We start from the raw sequence: 25,960 nt of genomic DNA on the forward strand, positions 1-25,960 counted from the left end.
AGGCCAGAACTGGAAGTACAGCAATGTATGCAGGTGACTGGTACTAATAGGCCGAGGACTTACCACAAAGAAGCTACGCGTCCACTGTGCAGTATCTGAAACAGCACGCTCGCTCACGCGAGTGATTTCGGAGTGAACACTGCAACCCTTTTGAAGAGAAAGGGGGGGCTGTGAAACTATCGAGATCACTCGAAAAGCGTGAGTGATGTCGATAGTTTCACAGAGTTACGGCGGCCATAGCGACAGGGAAACGCCCGGTCCCATTCCGAACCCGGAAGCTAAGCCTGTCTGCGCCGATGGTACTGCACTCGACAGGGTGTGGGAGAGTAGGACACCGCCGAACATCCGTTACCTGAAGCCCCCCAACAATGTTGGGGGGCTTCAGGCATTTCCGGATCAGGGAGTGAAATAGTGCCTGATGGACCCACAGCCTGCTACTACACCGCGGCGCACAGGTGATGATTGTCCTAGGGTGTGGACGTGAGCCGTGACGAAACTACCGAGGACGGTACCCGCAGCCGCCGCATCGATCGCGCGCTTGCCGACAACGACTTGACGGCGCTCAGCCACGCTGTGGCTCCTCTCATGCCTACGGATGTCGTATCCGTCATGGAACGACTGGACCGAACACAACGAGCCGTCCTCTATCGGGTTCTCTCCAAAGATCGGGCATTGGCGGTGTTCGAGGATCTTCCGGTGATCCTGCAACGCGATCTGGTCGAAGCGCTCCGAGACGAGGATGTCGCTACCCTCTTCGGTGAACTCGACCCGGATGATCGAGTCGAACTTCTCGACGAGCTACCTGCCAAGGTCGCCGGCGAGCTCATGCGCGGACTACCGGACAAGGAGCGGCAACTGACCGCTGCGATTCTCGGATACCCGGCAGGTGCGATCGGACGTCGGATGAGCCCGGAGTTCGTAACCGCTCACCCAGAGATGTCGGCCGCAGACGCCATTGCCCGAGTGACCCGCGATCTCGAGGATGCCGAAACGGTGTACGTCGTTCCGGTGACAGCCGATCGGGTCATCGTGGGTGTTCTACACCTGCGGAATCTGCTGCTGGCCGACCCGCAGACCAGTGTTGCCGACATCATGGAACAGCCGTGGTGGGCGTACGCTACCGACGGCGCTGAGGAAGCGGCCAGGCACTGTGCACAGTTGAAGCAGTTGGCACTTCCGATCGTCGACGCGGAAATCAGGCTGGTAGGGCTGCTGACAGTCGACGACGCGTTGCGGATACTCGAAGACGCCGAGAGTGAAGATCAGGCCCGCATCAGTGGTGCAGAACCGCTCCGTCAGCCTTATCTGACGACTCCGATCGGACGAATTGTTCGATCCCGAGTGGTGTGGTTGCTGGTTCTGGCGATCGGCGCAACGCTGACAGTTCAAGTGTTGGAGGTATTCGAGTCGACACTGGACAGTGTCGTCACCCTGGCGCTGTTCGTTCCCCTGCTGATCGGTACGGGCGGCAATACCGGCAACCAGGCGGCCACTACCGTCACGCGCGCGTTGGCGTTGGGCGAGGTCGGATCCCGTGATGTCGGCAGGGTGCTGCTGCGGGAGTTACGTGTGGGAGTTCTGCTGGGTGCGCTGCTCGGATCGATAGCTTTTGCCATTGCCGGCGTCGTCTACGACCGTGACATCGGCTTCGTTGTCGGTCTGACTCTGCTTGCTGTTTGTTCGATGGCGGCCACGGTGGGCGGAATCATGCCGCTCGTTGCGCGAATGCTGCGGACTGACCCGGCAGTGTTCTCCAACCCGTTCATCACTACATTCGTCGACGCCACTGGGCTGGTTCTGTACTTTCTCATCGCCAACGCTGTCCTCGGTCTCTGATTCGAAGGTTCGAATTGCCAACCCGCGCCTTGCGCAGGTCGTTATCAACGCGTATAAATACATCTTGTGTCTATGTCGTATTCTGCCGCGGAGCAGGTGTATCGAGAGGTCAAGGAGTCGATCCTCTCCGGTGAGCTGCCCGGCGCCGAGCTGATCAGTGAAGGCGAGATCGCCAAACGTATGGAGCTCAGCCGCACCCCGGTTCGCGAGGCGTTTCTGCGGCTCGAGGCGGAGGGGTGGATGCGGCTGTATCCGAAGCGAGGCGCACTGATCGTCCCGGTTGCCGACGGGGAGGCCGAACATATCGTGGACGCCCGTCAGATGGTGGAGACCCAGAGCGTGCGTTCGGCTGCTTCTCGCCCCTCGGTGCTGAAGGACTTGGCCGCGGACCTGCGGGCGAACCTCGACGAACAACAATCGATCGCCGAGTGCGGCGACGTGGCGGCGTTCAGTAAGGCAGACGCAGACTTTCATCGCGCCATCGTGAAGGCCGGGGGAAACCCACTCCTCGACACCTTCTATGCCTCGCTTCGCGAGCGTCAGCGCCGGATGACCGCGCACTCCATCGTCCGTGACCCCGGTCAGCTGCCCAAAATCATGGATGACCACCGCAAGTTGGCAGAACTGGTAGCAGCAGGGGACGCGGATCGCTTCGGTGTGGCAGTTCTGACGCACATGCGGCAAGTGCACGGCCTCGAACCGAAAGGGGACGTGCGATGACTCAGTTGCGTGACGCTCCGCCGGTCACCGCGATGTCGTCGCCCCACTCCGCGTCGACGAGGTCGTGGATGCTGGTGGCACTGACGATGTTCACGGTCGCGTGGGGCGGAAACCAATTCACTCCATTGCTGGTGATGTATCGCCTCGACCACGGGTTCTCCTCGGTCGTGGTCGATACCCTTCTGTTTGCGTACGTATTCGGAATCGTCCCGGCTTTGCTTCTGGGTGGACCGCTGTCGGATCGTCTCGGCCGGCGTCCGATCCTGCTGCCCGCGCCGGCCATCGGGATCGTCGGTTCGCTGTTCCTTGCCGCTGGTGCGGACTCTGCGCTTCTGCTCGGAGTCGGCCGCATCCTGTGCGGGATTGCGCTGGGACTGGGTATGGCCGTCGGTGGCAGTTGGGTGAAGGAGCTGTCCTCGGCTCCGTGGGATAGCACCGCAGTCGACGGTGCGGGTGCACGGCGAGCGGCGATGAGTCTGACCGCAGGTTTCGGACTCGGCGCCGGCGTGGCCGGTGGATTGGCCCAGTGGGGGCCACTGCCTGATTCTTCTGCCTACCTCGTGCACATCGGGTTGTCCGTGGCCGCCGGGATCGCATTGTGGAATGCGCCGGAGACCCGCAGTGCACAGCCGGCGGGCGAACGCGGACGGCTGTGGGACGACTTGAAGATCCCTTCGGCCGGCCATCGCCGCTTCTTGTACGTGATCGTCCCGTTGGCGCCCTGGGTGTTCGGCACCGCGGCCGCCGCGTATGCGGTGATTCCGGCGCTGATGTCCGAGAACAGTGCAGGTGTTCCGGTGGCGTTCTCGGCCTTGCTGTGTGTGGTCGGGCTCGGATCGGGCTTCCTCATTCAGTCACTCGGCCGCAAGATCGACACCCCGGCCAATTCACGCGCAGTCGTCGTTGCACTGCTGTTCGTGGCGTTGGGGATGGCGGCTGCTGCGGTGCTTGCACACAACCTGACCATTCCGCTTGCGATCGGCGCTTCCGTAATCCTCGGGTTCGGGTACGGCATGGCGCTCGTGTCCGGACTGCAAGAAATCCAGCGTATTGCCGGCCCGGACGACCTCGCCGGATTGACCGCGGTGTTCTACTCGCTCACCTACCTGGGTTTCGCGGCCCCTGCAGTGATGGCGGTGCTGTCCGAGACGTTCCCGACGGTCACGTACACGGCGATGTTCGTATTCGGCGCCTTCGCGGCTCTCGCGTGCCTGGCCCTGGTGGTCGTCAAATGGCGCGCGCACCTGCCCAGCCTCGACTAGGTCGAGGGCGATCAGCGCCGGTCTGGACGACTAGAACGGCCAGATAGTGCCCGGTGGCAACGTGAAGGTGAAGTCGCCGAACGGGGTGTGGCACTGAACTGTCGTCGGCGGCGGCGGATAGATCATGATCATCGGCAGCGTCTCGCAATACGGCGCGGTGACCGGTGACGCGTGTGCCGGCTCGGCCGAAGCGAGTGCGGGTGCGGTGATGGCAATGGTCAGGGCGGCTGCCCCTGGTGTGATCCACCTGGTGAGGGTGCGGACTGAAGTCCGGTCCATGACGTCCTCCGAAGTATGCGGTACCTGCTCCGGCTATATCGTCGGAGGCTCGCGCAGGATTACCTGCCGTGTCCGTGTGTGATCAGATCTGCGGCAGCGCTTCGTCTTCCAACCAGGCATCCCACAGGGAGTGCAGTGATTCGTCGGTGTAGCGGCCCGCGAGGTCGGTGAACTGATCGGACGTCACGGTGGAATGACGGTGATCCGACGCCCACGTGCGGAGCAGGGTGAAGAACGTCGCGTCTCCCAGACGGCCGCGGAGAGCGTGCAGTGTCAGGGCCCCGCGCTTGTAGATGCGGTCGTCGAACATCAGCGCCGGGCCCGGATCGGCGACGATCAGGTCCTGTGGCTTCCGCTGCAGGCCGCGGTGGGCCTCTTCGGCGAGTTGCTGTGCCGATTCCCCTCCGGAATGCTCGGACCAGAGCCACTCTGCGTAGCACGCGAACCCCTCGTGCAGCCAGATGTCGCGCCACTGCCCGAGTGTGAGGCTGTTGCCGAACCACTGGTGCGCGAGTTCGTGAGCCACCAACCGTTCGGCAGGCCGATTGCCGGTGCAATGATTTGCGCCGAAGATGGACAGTCCCTGTGCTTCGAGGGGGATTTCGAGTTCGTCTGCGGTCACCACAACGCTGTAGTGCGGAAACGGGTACGGGCCGAACAGGTCGACGAACAGCTCCATCATCGCCGATTGCCGCCCGAAGTCGATGTCGAAAGCAGACCGCAGTTGCGACGGATGCACGGCATATATCGGCACCGAGCCCGTTCCGATGCGGCGGTGCTCGTACGGACCGATCTGGATCGTGGCCAGGTAGGTGGACATCGGCTCGGCCTGCTCGTAGCACCAGGTGGTCTGGCTGGCACGGGTCTGCTTGCGTAGCAGTGTGCCGTTGGCGACGGCGTAGTACGGCGAGTCCGTTGTGATCTCGATGCGGTAGCTGGCTTTCGAACTCGGATGGTCGTCGCATGGAAACCACGACGGGGCACCGTTCGGCTGGCCGGCGACGAGTGCGCCCTCGGTGAGTTCCTCCCAGCCCACCTCACCCCATTGGCTGCGAATCGGCTTCGGGGTGCCGCTGTACTGGATGGTTACGACGAAGGCTCCACCGGCCGGAATCCGGTTGCCGGGAGTGACGACGAGTTTGGCGCCGTGATGGGACCATTTCACGTTCCGCGACTTGTTCACCGTGACCTTGGCGACCTTCAGATTCTGGGCAAGATCGAGTGAGTACTTCGGGCGTTCTTCTGTGGCGACGGCGGTGATCGTTGCCTTGCCCGCCAACCGATTGCTGTTGACGCGGTATTCGAGGTCCAGTTCGTAGCGCGATACGCGGTAGCCGTGGTTGCCGCTCTGTGGAAGGTATGGGTCGACGGGGGACTTGCCCGGCTTCACTTCGTCCCCCACGGTGCAATCGGGTTGCCCTGCCAGCGGGTGGACGGGGGCACGGTGTCACCTCGCATCACCAGCGACGCAGGTCCCACCGTCGCACCGGCTCCGATTCCGGAGGCGGGCAAGGCAACACAATGAGGTCCGAGGGTGGCCCCGGCTCCCAACATGACGGTGTCCATGGACATGATCCGATCATGGAACAGGTGTGTCTGCACGACGCACCCCCGTTCCACGGTTGCTCCGTCGCCGAGCGTCACCAGATCGGCCTCGGGGAGCCAGTACGTTTCACACCACACACCCTTGCCGATCGTCGCGCCGAGGCCCCGCAGCCACACATTCAGAACCGCTGTGCCGGTTGCTGCGCGCGCGAACCAGGGGGCGGCCACCGTTTCGACGAAGGCATCGGACACCTCGTTTCGCCACACGAACGAACTCCACAAGGGGTGCTCGACCGTGCCGATACGGCCGACGACCAACCACTTGGCGGCAACCGAAATCGCGCCGGCGACCGCTCCCGCGACCAGAAGTACGACACCACTCAGGAGTGCTGCCAACCCGTAACCGGCGGAGGTGGCCACCGCTTCGAGTGCGAAGAGCACACCGAGACCGATACCGAACGTGATCATCACCGGAATCAGGCGGCACGTCTCGACGATGGCCCGGGCCACCTTCAATCGGAAGGGGGGCGCGAACGTGCGCTTCGTGTCGCCCGCGTTCGCGGCGCGACGCAAGCGAACAGGTGGACTGCCCAGCCAGGACGAACCGGACTTCGCTTTGGACGGGGTCGCGGACAGCACTGCGACGAGGCCGTTCTTGGGGACGCGTCTCCCCGGCCCGGTCATCCCCGAGTTCCCCAGGAACGCGCGCTTGCCGACCTTCGCATGTTCGATGTGGAGCCACCCGCCACCGAGTTCGTAGCTGGCGATCATCGTGTCGTCGGCGAGGAAAGCGCCGTCGGCAACCGTGGTGTACTTCGGTAGCAACAGAACGGTCGACGCCTCCACGTCGCTGCCGATCTTGGCGCCGAGAAGGCGCAACCAGCCCGGTGTCAGGAGGCTGGCGTAGAGCGGGAAAAGGAACGTTCGGGCCGAGTCCATGAGGCGTTCGGTGGCCCAGACCTGCCAGCCGATACGGCTGCGGACCGGGTGATAGCCCTCGCGCAGTCCGATGGAGAGCACACGCACCGCCACCACTGTCATGGCAGCGAAGACACCGAGGCTCAGAAGTGTTGCCAGAGGCAGGAACATGAGCGAGCGGAGAACGGCTTCGCCGATCGTGGTCGCGCCGTGCACGCCCCAACCGATGAGCGCGATCCCCGCGATCAGCGCGACAATCGGCAGACCCGCCAACACCATCGACGTCGCCCCGAATATCGGAACCCAATACGGCGCTCGCCTCGGATGCTCCCGGGGCCATGGATGATTGGCCTTGCCCGCCTTGACTGCGGGCGAACCGCCCCAGCGTTGTCCTGCCTTGACCCGGCCGAACACGGCAGAGCCCGGTTCGACAACGGCGCCTCGGCCGATGCGGGCGCCCGGCAACAGAGTCGACCGTGCTCCGACGGTGGCTCCCTCGCCGATCTTGATCGCGCCGATATGGACGACGTCTCCATCGATCCAGTGCCCGGACAGGTCCACTTCCGGTTCCACCGAACACCCGTCTCGCAGGTCGAGCATTCCCGTTACCGGCGGCAAGGTGTGCAGGTCGACGCCGCTTCCGACCTTTGCGCCGAGTGCTCTGGCGTAATACAACATCCACGGCGCACCCGAAAGATTCGACGCGCCACTGGCCTCGGTGAGGCGAACTGCCGCCCAGAGGCGGAGGTGCTCGCTGCCGCCGCGGGCGTAGGTGCCGGGTTTCAGTCCCCGAAGCAGTAGGCGTGAGCCGATCACGGAGGTTGTCATGCGGCCCAGCGGGGTGATGAACACGACGAAGGCGATCAGCACCCACCACCACGAGGCGGTCGGTGCCCACGGCACGTCGGCGAACCAGGCGAAAACGTTGTTGGCGAGGGCGAGCCACGTGACCCACTGCAATCCGGTGAGCGTGGTGAGGGGAACGGTGGCTGCGATCTGAATGATCTGACTTCGCCGGGGCGTCGGCGTGACATCGCGTTGCTGCACTACCGTTACCGGGTCCAACTCGTCGAGAAACTCTGCGAGAGACCCTAGTCGGGGATGGTCGTAGAGTTGGGCGACGGTGACCTCGGGGTAGTGCTCGCGAAGCGCTGTCACCAGTTGTGCCGCCGAGAGCGAACCTCCACCGAGTTCGAAGAAGTCGTCGTCGATCCCGCTCATCTGGGCGCCGAGGATGGATGTCCACAAACCTGCGACCCATGCGGCAGTGCCGCCCAGGCCCAGGGCTTCCGCGGCGTCCTCTCCCGTGCCCGGAAGAGGCCACGGCAAGGCGTTTCGGTCCACCTTGCCCGAGGTGCGGGTGGGGAGTTCGTCGAGCAGTGCCAGACGCGGTACGAGTGCGGCAGGCAACTGCTCGGCGAGTGCGTTGTGCGCGGCTTTCAGATCGAAATCGGGGTTGGTGCTGGCCAGGTAGCCGACCAGAATCTGGTGGCCGGCACCCGTCTTGCGTACCGCGGCCGCGGCGCCGCTCACGCCGGGAAGGTTCTGCAGCGCGTTGTCGACTTCGCCGAGCTCGATACGTCGCCCACCGAGCTTCACCTGATCGTCCGCGCGCCCCTGGAACAACAAACCGTCCAGGTCCAGGCGGACGAGGTCGCCACTGCGGTACGCACGGTCCCAGCCCAGAGTGGGCATGGGCGCGTACTTTTCGGCGTCCTTGGCCGGGTCGAGATACCGGGCGAGTCCGACGCCGCCGATCACCAGTTCGCCGACCTCGCCGACCGGGACGGGCCGGTCCTGCGTGTCGACCACCGCGAGATCCCAGCCGTCCAAAGGCATTCCGATACTGACCGGGCTCTTGCCGTCCATTTGAGCGCCGCATGCGACGACGGTGGCCTCGGTCGGCCCATAGGTGTTCCACAGTTCGCGCCCCTCGACGGCCAACCGCTCGGCAAGTTCCTGTGGACACGCTTCGCCGCCGAAGATCAGGAGACGGACCGATTCGAGGGCTTCCGCGGGCCACAGCGAGGCCAACGTCGGCACGGTCGACACGATGCTGATGTCACGCGACACCAGCCATGGACCCAGATCCATGCCGCTGCGAACCAGCGAGCGCGGGGCCGGCACCAGACATGCCCCGTGGCGCCAGGCCAACCACATCTCTTCGCACGACGCGTCGAATGCCACGGACAGGCCGGCCAGGACACGGTCACCGGGGTGGATCGGGTCGGACTGCAAGAACATGCGGGCCTCGGCGTCCACGAACGCGGCCGCGTTCCGATGGGAGACGGCGACACCTTTCGGGGTGCCGGTGGACCCGGAGGTGAAGATGATCCACGCGTCGTCGCCCGGTGTGGGGAGCCGTGCCGGTGGGGTGTCGCCGCGTTCGGGTGCTGTTCCCGGACGCACGCCGTCACCCGTGATGATCACCGCGACCTGTGCTTCTCCGAAGACCAGTTCCGCACGTTCGTCGGGATCGTCGGCGTCCACCGGTACGTAGGCCGCACCGGCAGCCAGTGTGGAAAGGATCGCAACGTACAACGAGCGCGAACCGGACGGCATCCGGATACCGACACGGTCACCGGCGCCCACACCTGCGGAAGAGAGCCGATCGGCCCCTTCGGTGACCGCCGTCATCAGTTCTTCGTACGTGAGGGTGGTCGTGCCGTCGTCGATGGCGTGCGCATCGGGATGGGCGGTTGCGGTGGCGCCGAGAATATCCAGGAGCGTTCGCGGCGGGGGTGCGTGACCCGCTCGCAGGAATATGTCGGGGACACCGGGCGAAGGGGTCGAATCCGGGTCGTCCGAGCGAGATTGCGATTGGATGGTCAACCCGAGAATCCTTCTGCTGCGTACCGGTGTTGCGTTCCGCTCGTTATCTCACGCCCAGGTGGACAGTTGGTGAACAGGACACCCCGCGCCCGCCCCCGACGAATGTCACACCGGTTCGCGTGAGTTCAGCCGCGGTGACATTGGTCGGGGAGGGGCGGATGTCATGGGGTTATCGGCGTCGGCCGGTAGTACCGACCGGCATGGTAGAGGAGGGGTGCGGCCCGCGTTTCGTCGTCCGTGTCGCTGTGTACCCGGGTGACCAGACCGATGACGAGCGTGTGGTCGCCGACGTGGATCCGCTGGTCGATCTGCACACGAAGCCAGCTGGGAGTGCCGTGCAGGACGGGTTCGCCGGTGTCCAGACGGGTCCACAGCGATTCGTCGGCAAATCGCTGATCCGCGCTGCGGGCGAAGCGTTGCGCAAGATGCTGCTGATGCTCACCGAGGAGATGAATCACCAACGTTTCCGCGGAACGAACGGCACCGATGCTCGACGACGTGTTCGCGATGTTCAGCGACACCAGCGGCGGGTCGAGGGAGAGCGACGCGAACGATGTGGCGGTGAAGCCGACCGGTCCGGACCCCGCGTCCAGAGTGACGACCGTGACGCCGGCCGGGTGTCGGCCCAGGGCGGTCTTGTACTCGGCGGCACTGATACCGGTGCTCCTCGGGGGCTCGCCGCTGCGGTACTCGGAAAGATTCTTCACTGTGTCGGCCAACGAAATCTCCAGGTTCGCCCTGTTCTCCAGGTTCACGCTGGTGGGCTCGGGTTCAGACGTGCTCCCCACTATAAGGGAACACGCTTTCGTTCCACATCGAGCTCGCTTCAGGTCGAAGGCTGGTATGCGAGGCATTCCCAATGCGCGTCGCTGGGATCACCGTTACCTTGGTTCTTCGTTGTCCGACTGGAACGAGTTCAGGAGACGGTGTGACGAAGCGAGTCGTGGTCTGGGGTACCGGTGTCGTCGGGAGCATGATGATCAGGGAGATCGTCATGCATCCGATGTTCGAACTGGTCGGGGCCGGGGTCCATGATTCGAACAAAGCCGGCCGGGACGCGGGCGAGGTATGCGGGATCGGGCCGATTGGGATTCGCTGCCAACGATCTCTTCCCGATGACACTGATGGGCCTGTGCGCAGAGGTAACCAGTGTGAGAGCCAGTGAGCTGCTTGATTACACCGACTACGAAGGCGACTACGAAGATGAAATGGGGATCGGCCGGTCCCCCGACTTCACCGCGATTCTCGAGAGCCCGGAGATCTTGATCATGGCCTGGGGCGGGACTGTGCCGATGATCGCGCACGCCGCCGGGATCGAACTCGACGAGATCACCACGACCTGGGACAAATGGGTCACGCCCAACGACCGAACGACGGCCAAGGGGGTCATCGCGGCGGGAAACGTGGCCGCGATCCGGTTCACGATCAACGGGATCCACCGTGGCCGTGAGGTGATCACACTCGAGCACATCAATCGGATCGGGCACGATGCCGCGCTGGATTGGCCGGCAGGCAGTATCGACGATGTGTATCGGGTCGACATCGTAGGCTCTCCGTCGATCAGTCAGGAGACGTCGTTCCGGTTCACCGACGGTAGTGGCCGCTCGCCTGCAGTCGCAGGGTGTCTGGCCACCGGTATGCGGGCACTCAATGCAGTTCCGGCCGTCAATGACCTGCCCGCAGGCTGGGTGACGCCCCTTGATCTGCCGTTGATCCCGGGCGCGGGCTCCATCCGGTAATCCCGCACCGGCAACCACCGATGGGAAGTGCTACGCGGACCTGTCGTCGCCTTGCTCTCAATCCTGCGACACCTGCGCGAGGAATACTGCCGCGCCGATGGCCGCGATGGCGACGACGGCCGCCGCGAACGCGATCAGCGATGCTCTCATGCTCAACATCAGGGTGGCGGCACCGAGCCCGACCACGGGGACAGCCAGGCCGGCGTAGGCGCTCAGAAAGATCCCGGCAAGCGCTTCGCCGCGATTGTCCGGGGCGGCAGCCTGCCCGGCGGCGCTGATCGCAGTGGAGAACAGGACGCCCGCAGCGCCGCCGGCCAGAACCCCGCCGATCAGGAACAACACCAGGGAGACCGTGGTCACTGCCGCGATGATTGCTGCGAAACCGGCGACATAACATGCGACCCCGGTGAGTACTGCGGCCGTCGAGGACAGCTGTCGGATGCCGATCTGCAGTCCCGCCGCGGAGGTGAAGGTGACCAGGACGACAGTGCCACCGACCATGGGCGCGCTGTAGTGGAGTTGGTCGGAGATGAACGAGGGGGCAAGGGAGGTGAACAGCCCGAGTACGGCGAATCCGGCGAACGCGAGAGCCGCTGCCGCGAAGTAGTGGGTACGTGCCGCGGCGGGGATCTGCACGCGCTGCGGCCGATATCGCCGCCGCTCGGTCGGTGGGGTCACGGTCTCGGGAGTGAGTGCGATTGCCAGGGCGGCCAGCAGCAGCAGTATCAGGAAGACCACGAACGGCGTCGTGACCGGTGCAGGGAGGAACTGGACGAGCGCACTGGTGACGAATACTCCGACCCCGAACCCGCCTATGTTTGCCGCGGTGGCGACGATATCCGCCCGGGCCCCGCCACGGCCGGCGTGGGCTCGGCGGTACAACTCGGAGATGTGTGCGGTCGCCGTGGCAGTGAACATGCCGAGCCCGAGCCCGGTCACGAACCGGGCGACGATCAGTCCAGGCAGGTCGTTCCAGAAGATGAACCCCACTGCGGCGAGTGCCTCGAGGAGTACGGCCGGCAGCATGATCGTGCGCCGCCCCATCCAGTCGCTGACATGTCCGGCCAGAAACAGACTGACCAGCACGCCGACGGCGTAGCTGGCGAACGCGACGGTGACCATGAAGGTGCTGAACTGGTCACGCTCCTGGTAGATCGACCACAGGGGTGTGGTCACGACGGTGAAGCTCGTCGCGATCAGGAACGACGCGGCGACCGCCCAGACACCGGCCCCGTGACTGATCGCGCGGCGACCCCCGTGGGCCTGCGCCGTGTCGGTGCTTTCCGGTGGGATCATGGTCTGCTGTGTCCGGCTCATATGTCTACGGTGCGCCCGCATTCGCATCACGTCCAACGATTATCAGTGATGCGCTCCATCTGTGTTTACGATGGGTTTGTGGATGTTCGTCAGTTGCAGACGTTCGTCGCGGTCGCGTCGGCGATGAGCTTCACCCGCGCGGCGTCCGAACTGCACACAGTGCAGTCCGCCGTGTCCGCGACGATCCGGTCGCTCGAACGTGAAGTCGGTGCACCCTTGTTCGATCGCACGCTGCGGCGGATTCGCCTCACGCCTGCTGGGGAGGCGCTGTTGCCCGAGGCGCGTCGCGTACTCGATGCCGTACGTGCGGCACGTGATGCGGTCGACGCGACATCCGGGGTTGTGACCGGAGAAGTCGCCCTGGGTTATATGACCTCGGTGGCGCTGGTCGACGTACCCGGACTGCTGGGGGCCTTCAGGCGGCGACACGGCCGGGTGGCGGTGCGCCTGCGGGCCGCCGAACATGGCACGGCCGGCCTGGTCGGCATGCTGCGCAGCGGCGAACTCGACCTGGCCCTGGTCGTGCACCTCGACGATGCCCCAGGATTGGAGATGATCCCGATGAGCCGCTCGCCGATGCGACTGACGGTGCCGTCCGGCCATCGGCTCGCCGCCGCCGGTCCGGTGGAAAGTCTCGAAGAGCTCAGCTGCGAACAGTTCGTCGACCTGCCCGAGGGCTTCGGCCCCCGCCGGATCACCGACGCCGCGTTCCAGGTGGCCGGCGTGGATCGTCAGATCGCGTTCGAAACCATGGATGTCGCCAGCGCCGGCGACCTCGTGGACAACGGACTCGGGGTGGCATTTCTACCCGAGTTCATAGCGGACCCCCTCCCGCACGTGCAGGTGGTGCCCCTCGACCATGAACTGCCCGACATGGTCGTGTCGGTGGCAACACTGCGGCGGCGCCCATTGAGCGCCGCCGCCCGGGCGCTACGGTCCCTGATGCTCGAATCCCATGCTGACAGTGCGGCGCTCGTCGGTCCGTTGCCGTACTGACACTCGAGGTGCCGGTCGACGAGTCGAGCACACCGACGATGCCGCAGCCGGCGCCCACGATGGTTTCTGCCTGTCCGCGCCCTGTAGGGACGAGTTTCAGTCCATGTTCACGGTCAGCCCGGCGGTCACGCGAAGCAGCTCCGAGAACGTCGTCCGGAACATGAAACTCGGGTGACCGGCCGATGCCCACAATTCGTGGTGCTCCTGAAGAGCTACGTCGACGAACGTCGGCAGGTTGGTGGGGTGCCCGAGGGGTGCGACACCGCCTACCGGTTGGTCGGTCGCAGTCGCCACCATGTCGAGGGGTGCCCGCGTCAACGTCCCTTCGAGGCGCTTGCCGGTGTTGGCCAGATCCGCTTGGTGTGCGCCCGACACCAGAAGCAGGATTGGCTCGTCGTCGAGCAGGAACACCAGCGACTTCACGATGGCGCCGACGTCGACTCCCATTGCGTCGGCTGCCTCCGCCGCGGTGTGGGCGGCGCCGGGGCTGGCCACGATCACGCCGTGATGGCCGCGCGCGATCAAAGTCTCGGAGACGTGCGCCGCATTGGGATGCAGTGGCGTCGACATGATCTCAGGGTAAGCCGCGTCGCCGTCACCTGCTTCACTTCACGAACAGTGCGTCGTCGAGAGGCGTATCGACTGCGATGATATGGACGTCGAGTTCCACGGCCCGTTCGGGTTGGATGCGTTCGATGTACACGCAGATGCCGGTCGTGACGTCGAGCCGGATCACAGCCGGCGCGAACTGCGTCCAAGTGTCGTCTCCGGGTAGCAACGAACAGCACGGGCACCGCGGATCGTAGGACTCGTTCGCGGTGACCCGGGCCTCCCACGCGGCCCGGCCATGGTGTGCGACGTGCCGAACATCGATCAGGGCGACGCCGTCGTCGGTGAACTCGACGGGATCGAGCATCGCGACCCAATGATAGTTCTGGTGGAACGGCTGGTCGTAGTCGACATCGAACTCGTCGGGGCGGCTCGCCACGAACCCGTCGGTATCGAATGCCGGTTCGGTGTCCGTCGGCCAGGCGCCTTCGACGGGCAGTGCCGGGCCGCCGGGTTTCGCCCGCATCATGCCGTCGAATGGACGGTCCACAATGGACGTCGTGATGCACCGGCCGAGCGGTCGCTCGACCCGTAGGGACGCCGGCCGTCTGATCCACGCCCGTGCGGAATCGGCGTAATGCGGGTCGTGCCAATCGAACGTGACGGTCTGCCAACGCCACGGCGACGAGCGCGCCAGGGCCCGAAAGCGCTCGGGTGTCGGGTCCATCGTCGTCTCGCTCACGCTGCAACCTGCGCGAATGCCGAAAGTCGGGTGCGTACCAGTCGTGCGACCCAGTCCGGTTTCACTTCGTCGACCAAGGCTGCCCTACCTGCGAGATGGGAGCTGATTGCCCGCAACTCCGGCCGGCAGTGCTGGCAACTCGTCCAGAAACGAATCGATGTGCGCCCAGGAGGTTTCCCGTGCGTTCGGTCCGGCAACGAGTCCGAGATGGCTTCCCGGCGCCGTTTCGAACCGGACGCGGGGTGATCCGGTGAGGACAGTGGACGCAAACGCCACAGACGCGGCCGGAGCGAGGACGTCTTCCGTACCGCCGACGGCGAGCACCGGCACCGACACATCGGCGAGGTCGATCCGGCGGCCCGCCACCCTCACGCGACCCTTTGCGAGAGCGTTGCGGAGCACCAACTGCGCGGACATCTGGTGAAACAGACGCGCAGGATAGCCGGGCATTTCCGATTGGAATCTGTCGACGGCTTCCATGCGGGACAGTGCCTCGGTTTCGTGCAGGTTGCGGGCCACGAACCAGGGTTTCGTCAGTTCGCGCTGCAGTGCAGTGAGGCGAAAGCCCACCTGTACGAGGGGTGCGGGCACGCCACCCAACGCCCAGGTGAACGCTGTGACCGGTCGTTCCGTGGTGACTCGACCGAGTACGCGGAGAGGCTCGAAACCCGTCTCGGAATAGTCGATGGGTGTGCCGATTGCGGTCAGAGAACGTATCGGTAGCTCGGGATGCGATGCTGCGGTGAGCAGCGAGACGGTTCCTCCGAGGCTCCAGCCGATCAGATCCACGTCTGCACCGTCGTGCGCGTCGCTGACCCGGCGGATCGCCTCGGGGAGGACGTCCTCCGTCCAGTACTCGAACCCGAGATGCCGGTCGGAGTAGTGCATCTCGCCGTAGTCGACGACGTACGTTGCGCGGCCCTGGTCCGACAGGTGGGCTGCGAGGCTCTGTCCGGGTCGCAGATCGAAGCACTGCGCAGGAGCAGCGAGCGGCGGCACCAGCAGGACCGGTCGCTCGGTGCCCGTGCCGGCGAACCGGTACAGATCGCGGTGGTGGCCTTCGAAGATCAGCTCCGACGGCGTGCGTTCGACCGGGGCGATACCGTCGCCGAAGGAGAGGTTCCACGCATTGCGTGCGGCCATGCCCAGCTGCGGTGAGTTCAGAGTGTTCTGGGCCATTTTCCAGGCGAAGTCGAGCACGTGCCCCCCTCGGACGTCCATTTCGATTGCTCGGCAAACCTACAGGTAGCTGGTGGGGTATTCGTAATCGCTACGCTCGACCCATGACCGAAGAGAAGACTTGGACAGCATTCACTGTCGAAAAGAAGGACCACGTTGCTCAGGTGACGTTGATCGGCCCGAGCAAGGGCAACGCACAGGGGCCGGACTTCTGGCGGGAGCTGCCGGAGATCTTCGCGGATCTCGATGCGGATCCGCAGGTGCGCGCCGTAGTGCTCGCCGGGTCCGGAAAGAACTTCACCTTCGGGCTGGACCTGCCCGCCATGAGTGGCGACTTCGGAGCGGTTTTGGCGGACAAGGCGCAGGCGGGGCCGCGTACGACGTTCCACGAGATGATCAAGCGGATGCAGAAGTCCATCAATGCGGTCGCCGATTGCCGTAAGCCCGTCATCGCGGCGGTGCAGGGTTGGTGCATCGGCGGCGGTGTCGATCTGATCTCGGCTGCCGACATCCGCTACGCAAGCACCGATGCAAAGTTCAGCATCCGCGAGGTCAAGGTCGCGATCGTCGCCGATATGGGTAGCTTCGCCCGCCTGCCCGCGATCATCGGTGACGGCCACCTGCGCGAGTTGGCCCTGACGGGTAGGGACGTCGACTCCGGGCACGCAGAGAAGATCGGCCTCGTGAACGGTGTGTACGACGACGCCGAGGCGGTGCTCGCAGCCGCACACGCAACGGCAGCCGAGATCGCCGCCAACCCGCCGCTCGTGGTGCACGGCATCAAGGACGTGCTCGATCACTCACGCTCCGCAGCCGTCGACGACAGCCTGCGCTACGTGGCCGCCTGGAACGCGGCATTCCTGCCCTCGCAGGACCTCACCGAGGCGATCACGGCAGTGTTCGAGAAGCGTCCACCCGAATTTCGGGGTCAGTAGAACCGGTACCGACGATTCGGGCCTCGACGCAATTGCGTCGAGGCCCGAATGCGCGGATGGCTGTCAGTGCCCGCCGTTGTCCTTCAAGCGCTTGAAGGAGGCCTCGACTTCGGCCTGCGCCTCCGTGAGACCGACCCAGTCGGCGGCCTCGACGTGCTTGCCCGGCTCGAGGTCTTTGTAGTGCACGAAGAAGTGCTTGATGGCATCGAGTTCGAACTGTGAAACGTCCTTGATGTCCTGGATGTGATCCCAGCGGGGGTCGCCGGCGGGAACGCAGAGAACCTTGTCGTCGCCGCCGGCCTCGTCGACCATCTTGAACATGCCGACGGGACGTGCCTCGACGATCACGCCGGGGAACACCGACTCCGGGAGCAGCACCATCGCGTCCAACGGGTCACCGTCTTCGCCCAGGGTGTTCTCGATGTATCCGTAGTCGGCGGGGTAGCCGAATGAGGTGTAGAGGTAGCGGTCGAGTTTGACACGACCGGTCTCGTGGTCGACCTCGTACTTGTTTCGTTGACCCTTGGGGATCTCGATGGTGACGTCGAACTCCACGGAAGATTCCTCGCTGTCGTGTCGGTAATGATTCGTCGAGACAATATCCGGTCACCGCTACTGTTGTCTTGGGGCACCCGACAACCACGCGAGCCGGTGACCCGGCAATCATACGAACACGGAGGGGCGTTGGCGCTTCAGGAGAAGACGATCGGATCGTTGCGGGGGCGTAATCGCCGCAATACCCGCATCTTGATCGCAGCGATCGTGAGTGTGCTGTTGGTCGCCGCATTGTTGGTGGTTGCCGTGGACCGGTTGGTCGCCGGTGAGCGCGGTGAACTGACCGTCGCACCCCCGCCCATGCCGGTCGCCGCAGCCCCCGCTGTGGTTCCGGTGGCGCCGAATGCGCCGATTCCGTCGTCCGGTGGCATTGCCGCCACCATCGGACCGGCGCTGGCCAACCCGGATCTCGGTGAGTTCAGTGGTGTGATCGCCGACGCGATCACCGGCCAGGTGTTGTGGAGCGGAGATCCGGACCGGCCGATGGTGCCTGCGTCGACGACGAAGATCCTGACCACGGCCGCTGCGCTGTCCGTGTTGTCGCCGGACAGTCGGGTGACGACGAAGGTCGTGCAGGGCTCGCATCCGGGCGAGCTGATTCTCGTCGGCGGTGGAGACCCCACCCTCACAGCAAAACCGCGAGGCGAGGAGGGGTATTACCCCGGTGCTGCCCACGTCGTGGATCTCGCAGACAGCATCCGCGCCGCAGGCACACCCGTCGACCGGATTCTGGTCGATACCGGCCTCTATGCGGGTCCGACGATGGCACAGGGATGGCTCCCGCAGGATGTGGACGCCGGCTACATCACCCCCATCGAACCCGTGATGCTCGACGGTGGACGGTTGGATCCACTGGTCGACGAGTCGCCGCGCAGCCATTCGCCGGCCCTCGACGCAGGTCGGGCGCTTGCGGCCGCGCTCGGGGTGGACCCGAATACTGTCGATTTCGGTACCGCAGCTCCCGATGCACGTCAGGTTGCCGCCGTCCAGTCCGCTCCACTGCGCGACCGATTGCGCCAGATGATGGGACACTCGGACAATGTGCTGGCCGAAACGATCGGACGGGAGGTCGCCATGAAGGTGGGTGCGGAACCGTCTTTCGTCGGCGCTGCCGCATCGGTGTCCCAGACGTTGTTCTCGGAGGGATTCGACCTCGCCGGGCTCGTGTTGCACGACACGAGCGGGCTGTCGGTCGACGATCGCATAGCGGCGCGAACCCTCGACCAGGTTCTCGTCGGCGCGGCAGGCGGTGACAAGCCGAAGCTGCGTCCGATGCTGGACTACCTGCCGGTGGCGGGGGCGACGGGCAGTTTGACGAATCGTTTCGTCTCGGGAGATCGGGTCGGAGCCGGTTGGGTGCGGGCGAAGACCGGCACTCTCTCCGGTGCCAGTTCCCTTGCCGGGTATGTCGTCGATCAGTCCGGCAGGGTTCTGACCTTCACGTTCATGTCGAACGGTCGGCCACCCGGTGTGAGCCGCCCGGCGCTCGACGCATTGGCGTCGTCCCTTCGAACCTGTGGGTGCATCTGATGGCCGACGACTCGTCGATCGGTGCGGTCGACTGGAACCTCGCAGCCAGAACCGGTGTGCGTCTGGTCCGCAGCGGGCCTGCGACATCTCGCTACACCGCCGAAAAGGCGGTAGCCGATCTTGCGGATGCCTCCGTTCGCGCGGAGATGCCGGTGCGTGAGGTGACCGGGCTGGCGGACGGACTTCCGATCCCGACTGCCCGGATCGTGGACCGCGCCGGTTGGATCGAAGCTGCTGCGCAATCGATGGGTCAGCTGACCGGTGGCGAGTCCGAATCGGGTTTGCTCATCGGGAAGCCGGCGGGCATTCAGGCCGGGGCGATGCTCGCCTACCTGTCCTCCGCCATTCTCGGCCAGTACGACCCGTTCACGGGCGAGAGCGGCACATTGCTCCTCGTCGCCCCCAACGTCATCGCCGTCGAGCGGGCGCTGCGAGTCGACCCCGAGGACTTCCGGCTGTGGGTGTGTCTGCACGAGGTGACGCACCGCGTCCAGTTCTCGTCGTCGCCGTGGCTGGCCGGCTACATGCAGGATGCGGTCGAAACCCTGGGGGCAGGTGACGACGAGTCGCTGACCGACATGGTGGGCCGGTTGTCCGCGCTGCTGCGTGACCGGGGACGCACCGATACCGAGGACGGCGCACCGGGCGGCATCGTCGGCCTGCTCCGTGCCACGCAGGCCGAGCCGCAGCGGGACGCACTGGACCGGCTGCTGGTGTTGGGGACGGTGCTCGAAGGTCACGCCGACCACGTCATGGACGCAGTCGGGCCCGCCGTGGTGCCGTCGGTGGCGAGGATCCGTGGAGCGTTCGACGCACGCCGTCACCGTAAGAGCAACCCCATGCACCGGCTGATCCGCGCGTTGCTCGGGATGGACGCGAAGATGGCACAGTACGTCCGCGGCAAGCGGTTCGTCGACGCCGTCGTCGCCCAGGTCGGTATGGAACGGTTCAACACCATCTGGACCGGACCCGACACCATGCCGAAGTTGGCGGAGATCGACAACCCTGCGGCGTGGACCGCCCGCGTTCTCGGCTGAGGAATTCTGCGTCGATGCTGCCGGAGGAACCTGCAATCCTCGAGGTGCGCCATGCGGTCCGGGCCTGGATCGGGGCGCATTCCCCGGGAAGTGAGTTGGTGGTGGCACTGTCCGGAGGGCCCGACTCACTCGCTTTGACGGCGGCGGCGGCGGCCGAGGCGGGCACCGTTCATGCGCTCCTCGTCGACCACCGCTTGCAGGACGGCTCGAAGCGGGTGGCGGAGGCCGCCGCCGAGCACGCCGTTGCCCTCGGGTGCGCGTCGGCGAACATCCTCGCGGTCGATGTCAGCGGCCCCGGCGGCATGGAAGCGGCAGCTCGTTCCGCGAGGTATTCAGCCCTCGATGGGGCTCGCCGTGGCTTGCCCGTTCTGCTCGGTCACACACTCGACGATCAGGCCGAAACCGTTCTGCTCGGACTCGCTCGCGGGTCGGGTGGGCGATCGATCTGGGGGATGAGCCCGTTCGACTGCCCGTGGGGTCGGCCCCTGCTGGGCGTGCGTCGAGCCGTGACGCATCAGGCCTGCGCAGAGCTCGGCATCGAGCCGTACGAGGATCCCCACAACTCGTCGCCGGACTTCGCGCGGGTGCGACTGCGCACCGAGGTGCTGCCACTGCTCGAGGACGCCCTCGGCGGGGGAGTCGCCCGAGCGCTGTCACGGACGGCCACGCAATTGCGGGAAGACGGCGCCGTCCTCGACACCATCGCCGGGCGGGTGGTTCACCGCGTCGTCGTCGGCAACGAGGTGTCGGTCACGGAGATCGAGGGCGAGCAGGCGCCGATCCGCCGGCGAGTGCTGCGGAGCTGGCTGCATGAACAAGGTGCGAAGGGGCTGACAGACCTGCAATTACGTGCAGTCGACGAACTGATCGGACGCTGGCGAGGTCAGGGCGGCGTGGCCGTCGGCGGCGGTACCCCCGACGCGAGGTTGGTGGTGCGCCGTCGACGTGGCAGGCTGAGTATCGGTTTGGAAGGCACAGGGCCGGACGAAGAGCGAAGGGTTTGACGCGTGTACGACGGCGACATCGCATCGGTATTGATCTCCGAAGAACAGATTCGTCGACGAACTGCGGAACTCGCCGAAGAAGTTGCTGCCCGTTACCCGGCCGGTGCACCCGAAGGTGACCTGCTGTTGGTCGGCGTTCTCAAAGGCGCGATCTTCTTCATGACCGATTTCGCCCGTGCACTTTCGATCCCCACGCAGATGGAGTTCATGGCCGTCAGCTCGTACGGATCGTCCACCTCGTCGTCGGGTGTCGTCCGGATTCTGAAGGACCTCGACAAGGACATCGCCGGCCGTCATGTTCTGATCGTGGAGGACATCATCGACTCCGGGCTCACGCTGTCGTGGTTGATGCGCAACCTCAAGACCCGCAACCCGGCCTCCCTCGATGTTCTCACCCTGCTCCGCAAGCCCGACGCGGTGAAGGTGGACATCAACGTCGACAACGTCGGCTTCGACATCCCCAACGAATTCGTCGTCGGTTACGGCCTCGACTACGCGGAGCGCTACCGCGACCTGCCCTACATCGGCACTCTCGAGCCGCACGTCTACGGCGGCTGACGCTGCTCGCTCAGCCGGTCACGGTCGAGACGAAGTTGCCCACGTCACGGGCAATCTCCTGAGGGTATTCGCCGTTGAGTGCGTGGGAGGCGTCGGGATAGACCGTGATGTGGCCGTGCGGCAGCGTCGCTCGCGCTACCTCGGCCGCCTTTCGCGCGTCGTGCATGACGGATCGTCCGGCCATGATGACGAGTACCGGAAGTTCCACTCTCTCGAGTTGTTCCGGCTTCGGTCGGACAGGCGCCGGAAGTCTCGAAACGTAGGTGTGCATACCGGCCTCGATCATGGCAGCCACCGGCTCGTCTTCGATGGGTGCGCCGCCTGCAGTCCAGCTGTTGAAGTTCTCACGCCAGCTCTTCGGAAACCAGCGAATGCTGGCCGGGATCGACCGCACGATGACCTGCGTGGACATGCCGTTGAATGTGTGGGGAGGGTCGAGCAGTGAGATGCTGGCCAGCTTCGCCGGTCGACGGATTGCCAGATTCATCGCCGCCGCGCCTCCGATCGACATCCCCAGCAGATGCACCCGCGGTTCGGGCAGCGTCATCAGCGCTTCGTGGAGCCATTGCGCTTGGGTCGCCGCGGAATCGATCGGTTTGTCCTGCACGCTCATTCCCGGTTCGCCGAGCATGTCGATCGTGTAGACGGGGCGTTGCTCGAGGAGCGATGGCACGTTGTCGGCCCAAACAGGGGAGGCGGAGGCGCGGCCGGGCAGCAACACCAGTGGTGCTCGCTCGCCGTGGTCACCTTTGAAGTAGTAGAGGCGCACGATCCCGAAATCTGTCGGTAGGTCCAGGACGCGGTCGGGGGCGGGTAACGCGTCCATCGCGATTGTGTAGGCGCGCATGAACAGATCCTTGGCGTCCGCGGACGTGAAGTGGCCCACGCGTGTCCGGGCAATGCGTACCTTCCGGCCCTGCCCCTCGTCGGCCATCGCAGTCCCTCCGATGCGTCCACCGTCTTCGACGTCCACCTACGTGAGGTATTCGCGGACCCTGGAAGTCTAGGCGGTGTCAGCGCGTGAAGCGACGACGTGTTCGAGGGCGGTCAGATCTTGCTCGAGTTCCCGGAAAAGCCAATACACGCCGACGAACGCCAAGATGCCGCCCACGCACAGGATGCGGACCGCGACGATCACCATGGTGATCTCGCCCGGTGACAGGAAGGTCACCCCGGCCACGCCGGCGAGCGGGACGGATGCGGCGACGGCGAGATATCGGATGCTGCGCCGGTCCAGGCCGCGGAGTTTCCGGTCGTCGTCCGAACCGGCGATCTCCTGCGGAATCAGTACCGGATAGATGTAGCGGACCGACAGGAACGCCACGATGAAGAACGGATACGCCACAGCCACCGCGCCGCACACCACGAGTGAGGCAACGAAATGGATGTACGCCCGTTGGGGAACGTCGCCGGCGGCAAGTTGCAGCGAGATCGGGTAGGTGATTCCGGCGATCACCCACAGCGCGAACACCACCAGCACCACGCGGTCGCCGAGGAGCAGGGTGTCCGTGCGTGCCCGGGACAGAGTGGTCTTGTCGTAGACCTTCCCGGAACGCAGCCCGCGCGGCACGAACAATGGGCGCCGCCCGAGGTAGACCAACACGATCGTGCCCAACGGAAACACGGTTCCGTTGATCGCCAGCTGAACGGCCTCGAACGATTGCCCCGCCTGCTGCGACAACTCACTGATGATCAGCATCTTGTTGTGGTGATAGTTGTATGCAGCCGCCAACCCGTTGGGCACCGCGATCCCGAGGACTACCAACAATGCCGCCCACTTCCGCAGGCGCAGACGACGACTTCCCTGTGGGGGGTCCACCAGATCACGTGCACGCGAATCGAGGCACAGATCGAACTGGTGGGCCAGTTCGCGCCCGCTCGACCAGCGATCGTGAGGACGGGGTGCCAGGCAGGTCGACAGAACACGGCGAAGCGCGGCGGGACAGTCGGCCGGAAGTTCGTTCGCGACCGCAGGCCCCACCCCGTGGGCACGTCGTTCGAGCATGCCCTTCAACGTCGAGAGCGAAGTGCCGGAGATCGGGCCGTCGTCGAAGGGGCGCCGTCCGCACGCCAGTTCCCACAGCATCACTCCGAGAGCGAAGATGTCGCTGCGCGTGTCGAGATCCGCGGCCGTGCCCGGCAGATCGCGATGGCACGCGGCGAGTTGCTCGGGCGACATGTAGGCGAGCGAACCCCCGAAATACGCCAACGGTGACGCCCCGGCCACCGTTTCGGCGAAGCTGATGTTGAAGTCGGCAAGCTTCGGAATCCCCTCGGCTGTCAGCAGGATGTTCGCCGGTTTGATGTCGCGGTGCAGCACGCCGTGCCGGTCCGCGTGGTCGAGCGCATCGGCCAGCCGCCGTCCCAGCCACGCCACCGCCTCCGGCCAACTCAACTGCGCAATTTCGTCCCGCACACTCGAATCGGTGGGACGCAGTTCGCCCTTGTCGCGCATCACCTCGTCGACCACGTCGAGCAGGAGGCGGCCGGACCGATCCTGCTCCGGCGTCGCACGTGCCCGCTCGAGGACTCGTAGCAAGGTGCCGCCGGGTAGATACTGCATGTAGAGCAGTCGGAGTTGCTGCTCCGGGAGGATGCGCTGGTCGTACACGCGCACGATGTAGTCGTGGTCGAGCTTGGCCAGGGTTTGCGGCTCGTTGCCGTGATCGCGCGAGATCTTCACCGCTACCAGGCGTTGCATCGACCGCTGACGGGCCAGGAAGACCTTGCCGAACGCTCCGGTTCCGAGTGACATCACGAGGTCGAAATCGTCGATGCGTGACCCGACTTCGATGTCCTCGAGCGATCGGGTCCGGGGCTCGGACGCGACGAGTGTGCCGTCCGGTGACTCACGCGTTCGGTCTGCCTCGGCCGTCACGGTCCAGGCGGGAGTGTCCTTGGCGGTTCCTGGGTGCTCGGCTCCCTGCGCCTGCGTTTCGGACATATGGCATCGACGCCCCGTTCCGGTCAATTCGAATCGTAACGCCGGATAGGGCATCGATCCCAGGCCCGAACATAGGATCGGATCATGACGAACGATTCGGAGCGCAGCGCGACGGCCACCACTGCTGTGGATATCGCCCGCGAGGTCAAGGCAGGCACATTGTCACCGTCGGTTCCCACAGAGGGGTCTCTCGAGGCGATCGTGGCGCGAGACGGGGGGATTCGTGCCTTCGTCACGGTGCGTGAACAGGCCCGGGCCGACGCGGCGGCCATCGGCGCGAGGAGTGACCTGGCGGATCTCCCCCTCGCTGGTGTCCCCGTGGCGATCAAGGACAACGTCGCTGTCACCGGCCATCCCGAAGGCGACGGTTCCTCGGCAACCTCACGCGAACCGCAGGTCGCCGACCATCCGGTCGTGGCGCGGCTGCGGGCTGCCGGTGCGGTAGTCGTCGGCCTGACCGCGGTTCCCGAACTGTGTGTCTTCGGTGCCACTGATTCACCGGAAGTCATCACCCGAAACCCGTGGAACCCGAAACGCAGTTCTGGCGGATCGTCGGGAGGATCTGCGGCTGCCGTGGCCGCCGGGATGGTCCCCCTCGCGCTCGGAAACGACGGGATGGGTTCGATTCGCGTTCCGTCCGCAGCGTGTGGGGTGTTCGGGATCAAACCGGGCCGCGGCTTGGTGCCCGCAGAGGTGGGGGCGAACTCGTGGTTCGGGATGGTCGAGAACGGTCCGATCGCCACCACGGTCGCAGATGCCGCCCTGATGCTGTCCGTGATGGCGGATCGTCCCGAACTGGCTCGGGTGGCGGAGCCGAAACCGATGCGTGTGGCCGTCGCGGTCGCGTCACCGACCCCGCTGGCGACGGTCGATTCCGAATGGCGAGCCGCAACCGAACGGGTCGGCGCGCTCCTCGCAGGTGCAGGCCATCACACCGCGCCCGCGAAAATCCCGTATCCGGTGAACCTGCTGCCGCTGTTCGCGCGTTGGACAGGGGGTACGGCGGCGGATGCGGCAGGGCTGGACCCGGCGCTGCTGCAACCGCGGACCCGACGGCACGCCGCGCTCGGTCGGCTCCTCAGCAGATTCATCGACCCGAAGCAGGTGGTCGACCTCGAGAACGTTCTGTGGAAGTTCTTCGAGAATGCGGATGTGGTCGTCACACCGGCGCTTGCTCAGCCGCCCCTCGAAGCGGTGGCGTGGAGCGAGAAGTCGTGGTTGTCCAACATCGTGGCGAACGTCCGCTACGCCCCGTTCGGCGCCCTGTGGAACATGGCGGGGTGGCCCGCGGCGAGTGTTCCGGTCGGGCGACATCACGGTTCCGGGACCCCGATGGCGGTGCAGATTGCGGCGCCGCCGGGCGGCGAAGCGAAGATCCTCGCATTGGCGGCTCACATCGAGCAGTTGGAGAACTGGACCAAGGTGGCACCGTGCCGGTGACAAGGCAGGGAACCATAGCGTGGTCACATCCGTTGATGGAATA

At 65.3% G+C, this 25,960-nt stretch carries 21 protein-coding genes, 1 rRNA gene and 1 pseudogene; 12 read left to right on the top strand and 11 right to left on the bottom strand.

The features are described 5' to 3' along the window. Window positions 1–226 precede the first annotated feature (226 nt). From rrf to ACZI8Q_RS10750, 4 genes are all read left to right on the top strand, one after another. A 5S ribosomal RNA gene (rrf, locus tag ACZI8Q_RS10735) occupies window positions 227–343 on the top strand. 137 nt (window positions 344–480) lie between these two features. Continuing rightward, entirely contained in the window at window positions 481–1,836 is a 1,356-nt protein-coding gene (gene mgtE, locus ACZI8Q_RS10740; RefSeq protein WP_463373517.1) for a magnesium transporter, read from the top strand. A 72-nt stretch (window positions 1,837–1,908) separates the two neighbouring features. Next, the gene (locus ACZI8Q_RS10745; protein ID WP_463373518.1) at window positions 1,909–2,556 is read left to right on the top strand and encodes a GntR family transcriptional regulator; all 648 of its coding nucleotides are present in this window, start codon (window positions 1,909–1,911) and stop codon (window positions 2,554–2,556) included. Next, complete coding sequence (locus tag ACZI8Q_RS10750; protein ID WP_463373519.1) at window positions 2,553–3,818, top strand: MFS transporter; 1,266 nt, start codon at window positions 2,553–2,555, stop codon at window positions 3,816–3,818. Before ACZI8Q_RS10745 ends, ACZI8Q_RS10750 begins: the two co-directional genes overlap by 4 nt. A gap of 30 nt (window positions 3,819–3,848) precedes the next feature. Here the strand turns inward: ACZI8Q_RS10750 and ACZI8Q_RS10755 are convergent, their stop codons facing one another. From ACZI8Q_RS10755 to ACZI8Q_RS10770, 4 genes are all read right to left on the bottom strand, one after another. Beyond that, window positions 3,849–4,097, bottom strand: coding sequence for a hypothetical protein (locus tag ACZI8Q_RS10755; RefSeq protein ID WP_463373520.1), 249 nt, complete (start codon window positions 4,095–4,097; stop codon window positions 3,849–3,851). A gap of 82 nt (window positions 4,098–4,179) precedes the next feature. Beyond that, window positions 4,180–5,499, bottom strand: coding sequence for a M1 family metallopeptidase (locus ACZI8Q_RS10760; protein WP_463373521.1), 1,320 nt, complete (start codon window positions 5,497–5,499; stop codon window positions 4,180–4,182). Beyond that, window positions 5,484–9,392, bottom strand: coding sequence for a Pls/PosA family non-ribosomal peptide synthetase (locus ACZI8Q_RS10765; RefSeq protein ID WP_463373522.1), 3,909 nt, complete (start codon window positions 9,390–9,392; stop codon window positions 5,484–5,486). Before ACZI8Q_RS10765 ends, ACZI8Q_RS10760 begins: the two co-directional genes overlap by 16 nt. 161 nt (window positions 9,393–9,553) lie before the next feature. Further along, entirely contained in the window at window positions 9,554–10,111 is a 558-nt protein-coding gene (locus tag ACZI8Q_RS10770; RefSeq protein WP_463373523.1) for a flavin reductase family protein, read from the bottom strand. 254 nt (window positions 10,112–10,365) lie between these two features. On the opposite strand from ACZI8Q_RS10770, the pseudogene ACZI8Q_RS10775 reads away from it, so the two are divergent. Beyond that, window positions 10,366–11,131: pseudogene (locus ACZI8Q_RS10775) on the top strand (hypothetical protein). A gap of 57 nt (window positions 11,132–11,188) precedes the next feature. Here the strand turns inward: ACZI8Q_RS10775 and ACZI8Q_RS10780 are convergent. After that, the gene (locus tag ACZI8Q_RS10780) at window positions 11,189–12,448 is read right to left on the bottom strand and encodes an MFS transporter (protein WP_463373524.1); all 1,260 of its coding nucleotides are present in this window, start codon (window positions 12,446–12,448) and stop codon (window positions 11,189–11,191) included. 78 nt (window positions 12,449–12,526) lie between these two features. On the opposite strand from ACZI8Q_RS10780, the gene ACZI8Q_RS10785 reads away from it, so the two are divergent. Next, window positions 12,527–13,444, top strand: coding sequence for a LysR family transcriptional regulator (locus ACZI8Q_RS10785; RefSeq protein WP_463373525.1), 918 nt, complete (start codon window positions 12,527–12,529; stop codon window positions 13,442–13,444). Between the two features lie 96 nt (window positions 13,445–13,540). Here the strand turns inward: ACZI8Q_RS10785 and ACZI8Q_RS10790 are convergent, their stop codons facing one another. The 3 genes from ACZI8Q_RS10790 to ACZI8Q_RS10800 form a co-directional block, all read right to left on the bottom strand. Further along, complete coding sequence (locus tag ACZI8Q_RS10790) at window positions 13,541–14,014, bottom strand: YbaK/EbsC family protein (RefSeq protein WP_463373526.1); 474 nt, start codon at window positions 14,012–14,014, stop codon at window positions 13,541–13,543. 34 nt (window positions 14,015–14,048) lie between these two features. Then, complete coding sequence (locus tag ACZI8Q_RS10795) at window positions 14,049–14,735, bottom strand: hypothetical protein (protein WP_463373527.1); 687 nt, start codon at window positions 14,733–14,735, stop codon at window positions 14,049–14,051. Between the two features lie 84 nt (window positions 14,736–14,819). Further along, window positions 14,820–15,935 (bottom strand): alpha/beta fold hydrolase, encoded by a 1,116-nt coding sequence (locus ACZI8Q_RS10800; protein ID WP_463373528.1) that lies wholly within the window; start codon window positions 15,933–15,935, stop codon window positions 14,820–14,822. 83 nt (window positions 15,936–16,018) lie between these two features. Between ACZI8Q_RS10800 and ACZI8Q_RS10805 the strand changes: the two genes are divergently transcribed. Next, a complete protein-coding gene (locus tag ACZI8Q_RS10805) occupies window positions 16,019–16,849 on the top strand; it encodes a crotonase/enoyl-CoA hydratase family protein (RefSeq protein ID WP_463373529.1) in 831 nt (276 codons plus the stop codon). Window positions 16,850–16,912: 63 nt separating this feature from the next. On the opposite strand, the gene ACZI8Q_RS10810 is transcribed toward ACZI8Q_RS10805, so the two are convergent. Next, window positions 16,913–17,404 (bottom strand): inorganic diphosphatase, encoded by a 492-nt coding sequence (locus ACZI8Q_RS10810; RefSeq protein ID WP_463373530.1) that lies wholly within the window; start codon window positions 17,402–17,404, stop codon window positions 16,913–16,915. A gap of 150 nt (window positions 17,405–17,554) precedes the next feature. Between ACZI8Q_RS10810 and dacB the strand changes: the two genes are divergently transcribed. Genes dacB through hpt form a run of 4 tightly spaced genes read left to right on the top strand, consistent with a single transcriptional unit; the run spans window position 17,555 to window position 21,533 of the window. Continuing rightward, a complete protein-coding gene (dacB, locus tag ACZI8Q_RS10815; protein WP_463373763.1) occupies window positions 17,555–18,934 on the top strand; it encodes a D-alanyl-D-alanine carboxypeptidase/D-alanyl-D-alanine endopeptidase in 1,380 nt (459 codons plus the stop codon). Continuing rightward, window positions 18,934–19,971 carry a zinc-dependent metalloprotease gene (locus ACZI8Q_RS10820; protein WP_463373531.1) on the top strand — a complete coding sequence of 346 codons (1,038 nt, stop codon included), beginning with the start codon at window positions 18,934–18,936 and terminating at the stop codon, window positions 19,969–19,971. Before dacB ends, ACZI8Q_RS10820 begins: the two co-directional genes overlap by 1 nt. Before the next feature lie 14 nt (window positions 19,972–19,985). Further along, complete coding sequence (gene tilS, locus ACZI8Q_RS10825; protein ID WP_463373532.1) at window positions 19,986–20,975, top strand: tRNA lysidine(34) synthetase TilS; 990 nt, start codon at window positions 19,986–19,988, stop codon at window positions 20,973–20,975. 3 nt (window positions 20,976–20,978) lie between these two features. Continuing rightward, a complete protein-coding gene (gene hpt, locus ACZI8Q_RS10830; protein ID WP_463373533.1) occupies window positions 20,979–21,533 on the top strand; it encodes a hypoxanthine phosphoribosyltransferase in 555 nt (184 codons plus the stop codon). Window positions 21,534–21,543: 10 nt separating this feature from the next. Here hpt and ACZI8Q_RS10835 read toward each other — a convergent pair whose 3' ends face one another. Together ACZI8Q_RS10835 and ACZI8Q_RS10840 are read right to left on the bottom strand one after the other, a co-directional pair. Further along, window positions 21,544–22,506: an alpha/beta fold hydrolase gene (locus ACZI8Q_RS10835; protein ID WP_463373534.1), complete on the bottom strand. Its 963-nt coding sequence runs from the start codon at window positions 22,504–22,506 to the stop codon at window positions 21,544–21,546. A 30-nt stretch (window positions 22,507–22,536) separates the two neighbouring features. Next, entirely contained in the window at window positions 22,537–24,477 is a 1,941-nt protein-coding gene (locus tag ACZI8Q_RS10840) for a serine/threonine-protein kinase (RefSeq protein WP_463373535.1), read from the bottom strand. Window positions 24,478–24,561: 84 nt separating this feature from the next. Between ACZI8Q_RS10840 and ACZI8Q_RS10845 the strand changes: the two genes are divergently transcribed. Next, window positions 24,562–25,917, top strand: coding sequence for an amidase (locus ACZI8Q_RS10845; RefSeq protein WP_463373536.1), 1,356 nt, complete (start codon window positions 24,562–24,564; stop codon window positions 25,915–25,917). Window positions 25,918–25,960 lie beyond the last annotated feature (43 nt).

The organism is Rhodococcus quanlei (assembly GCF_055231015.1).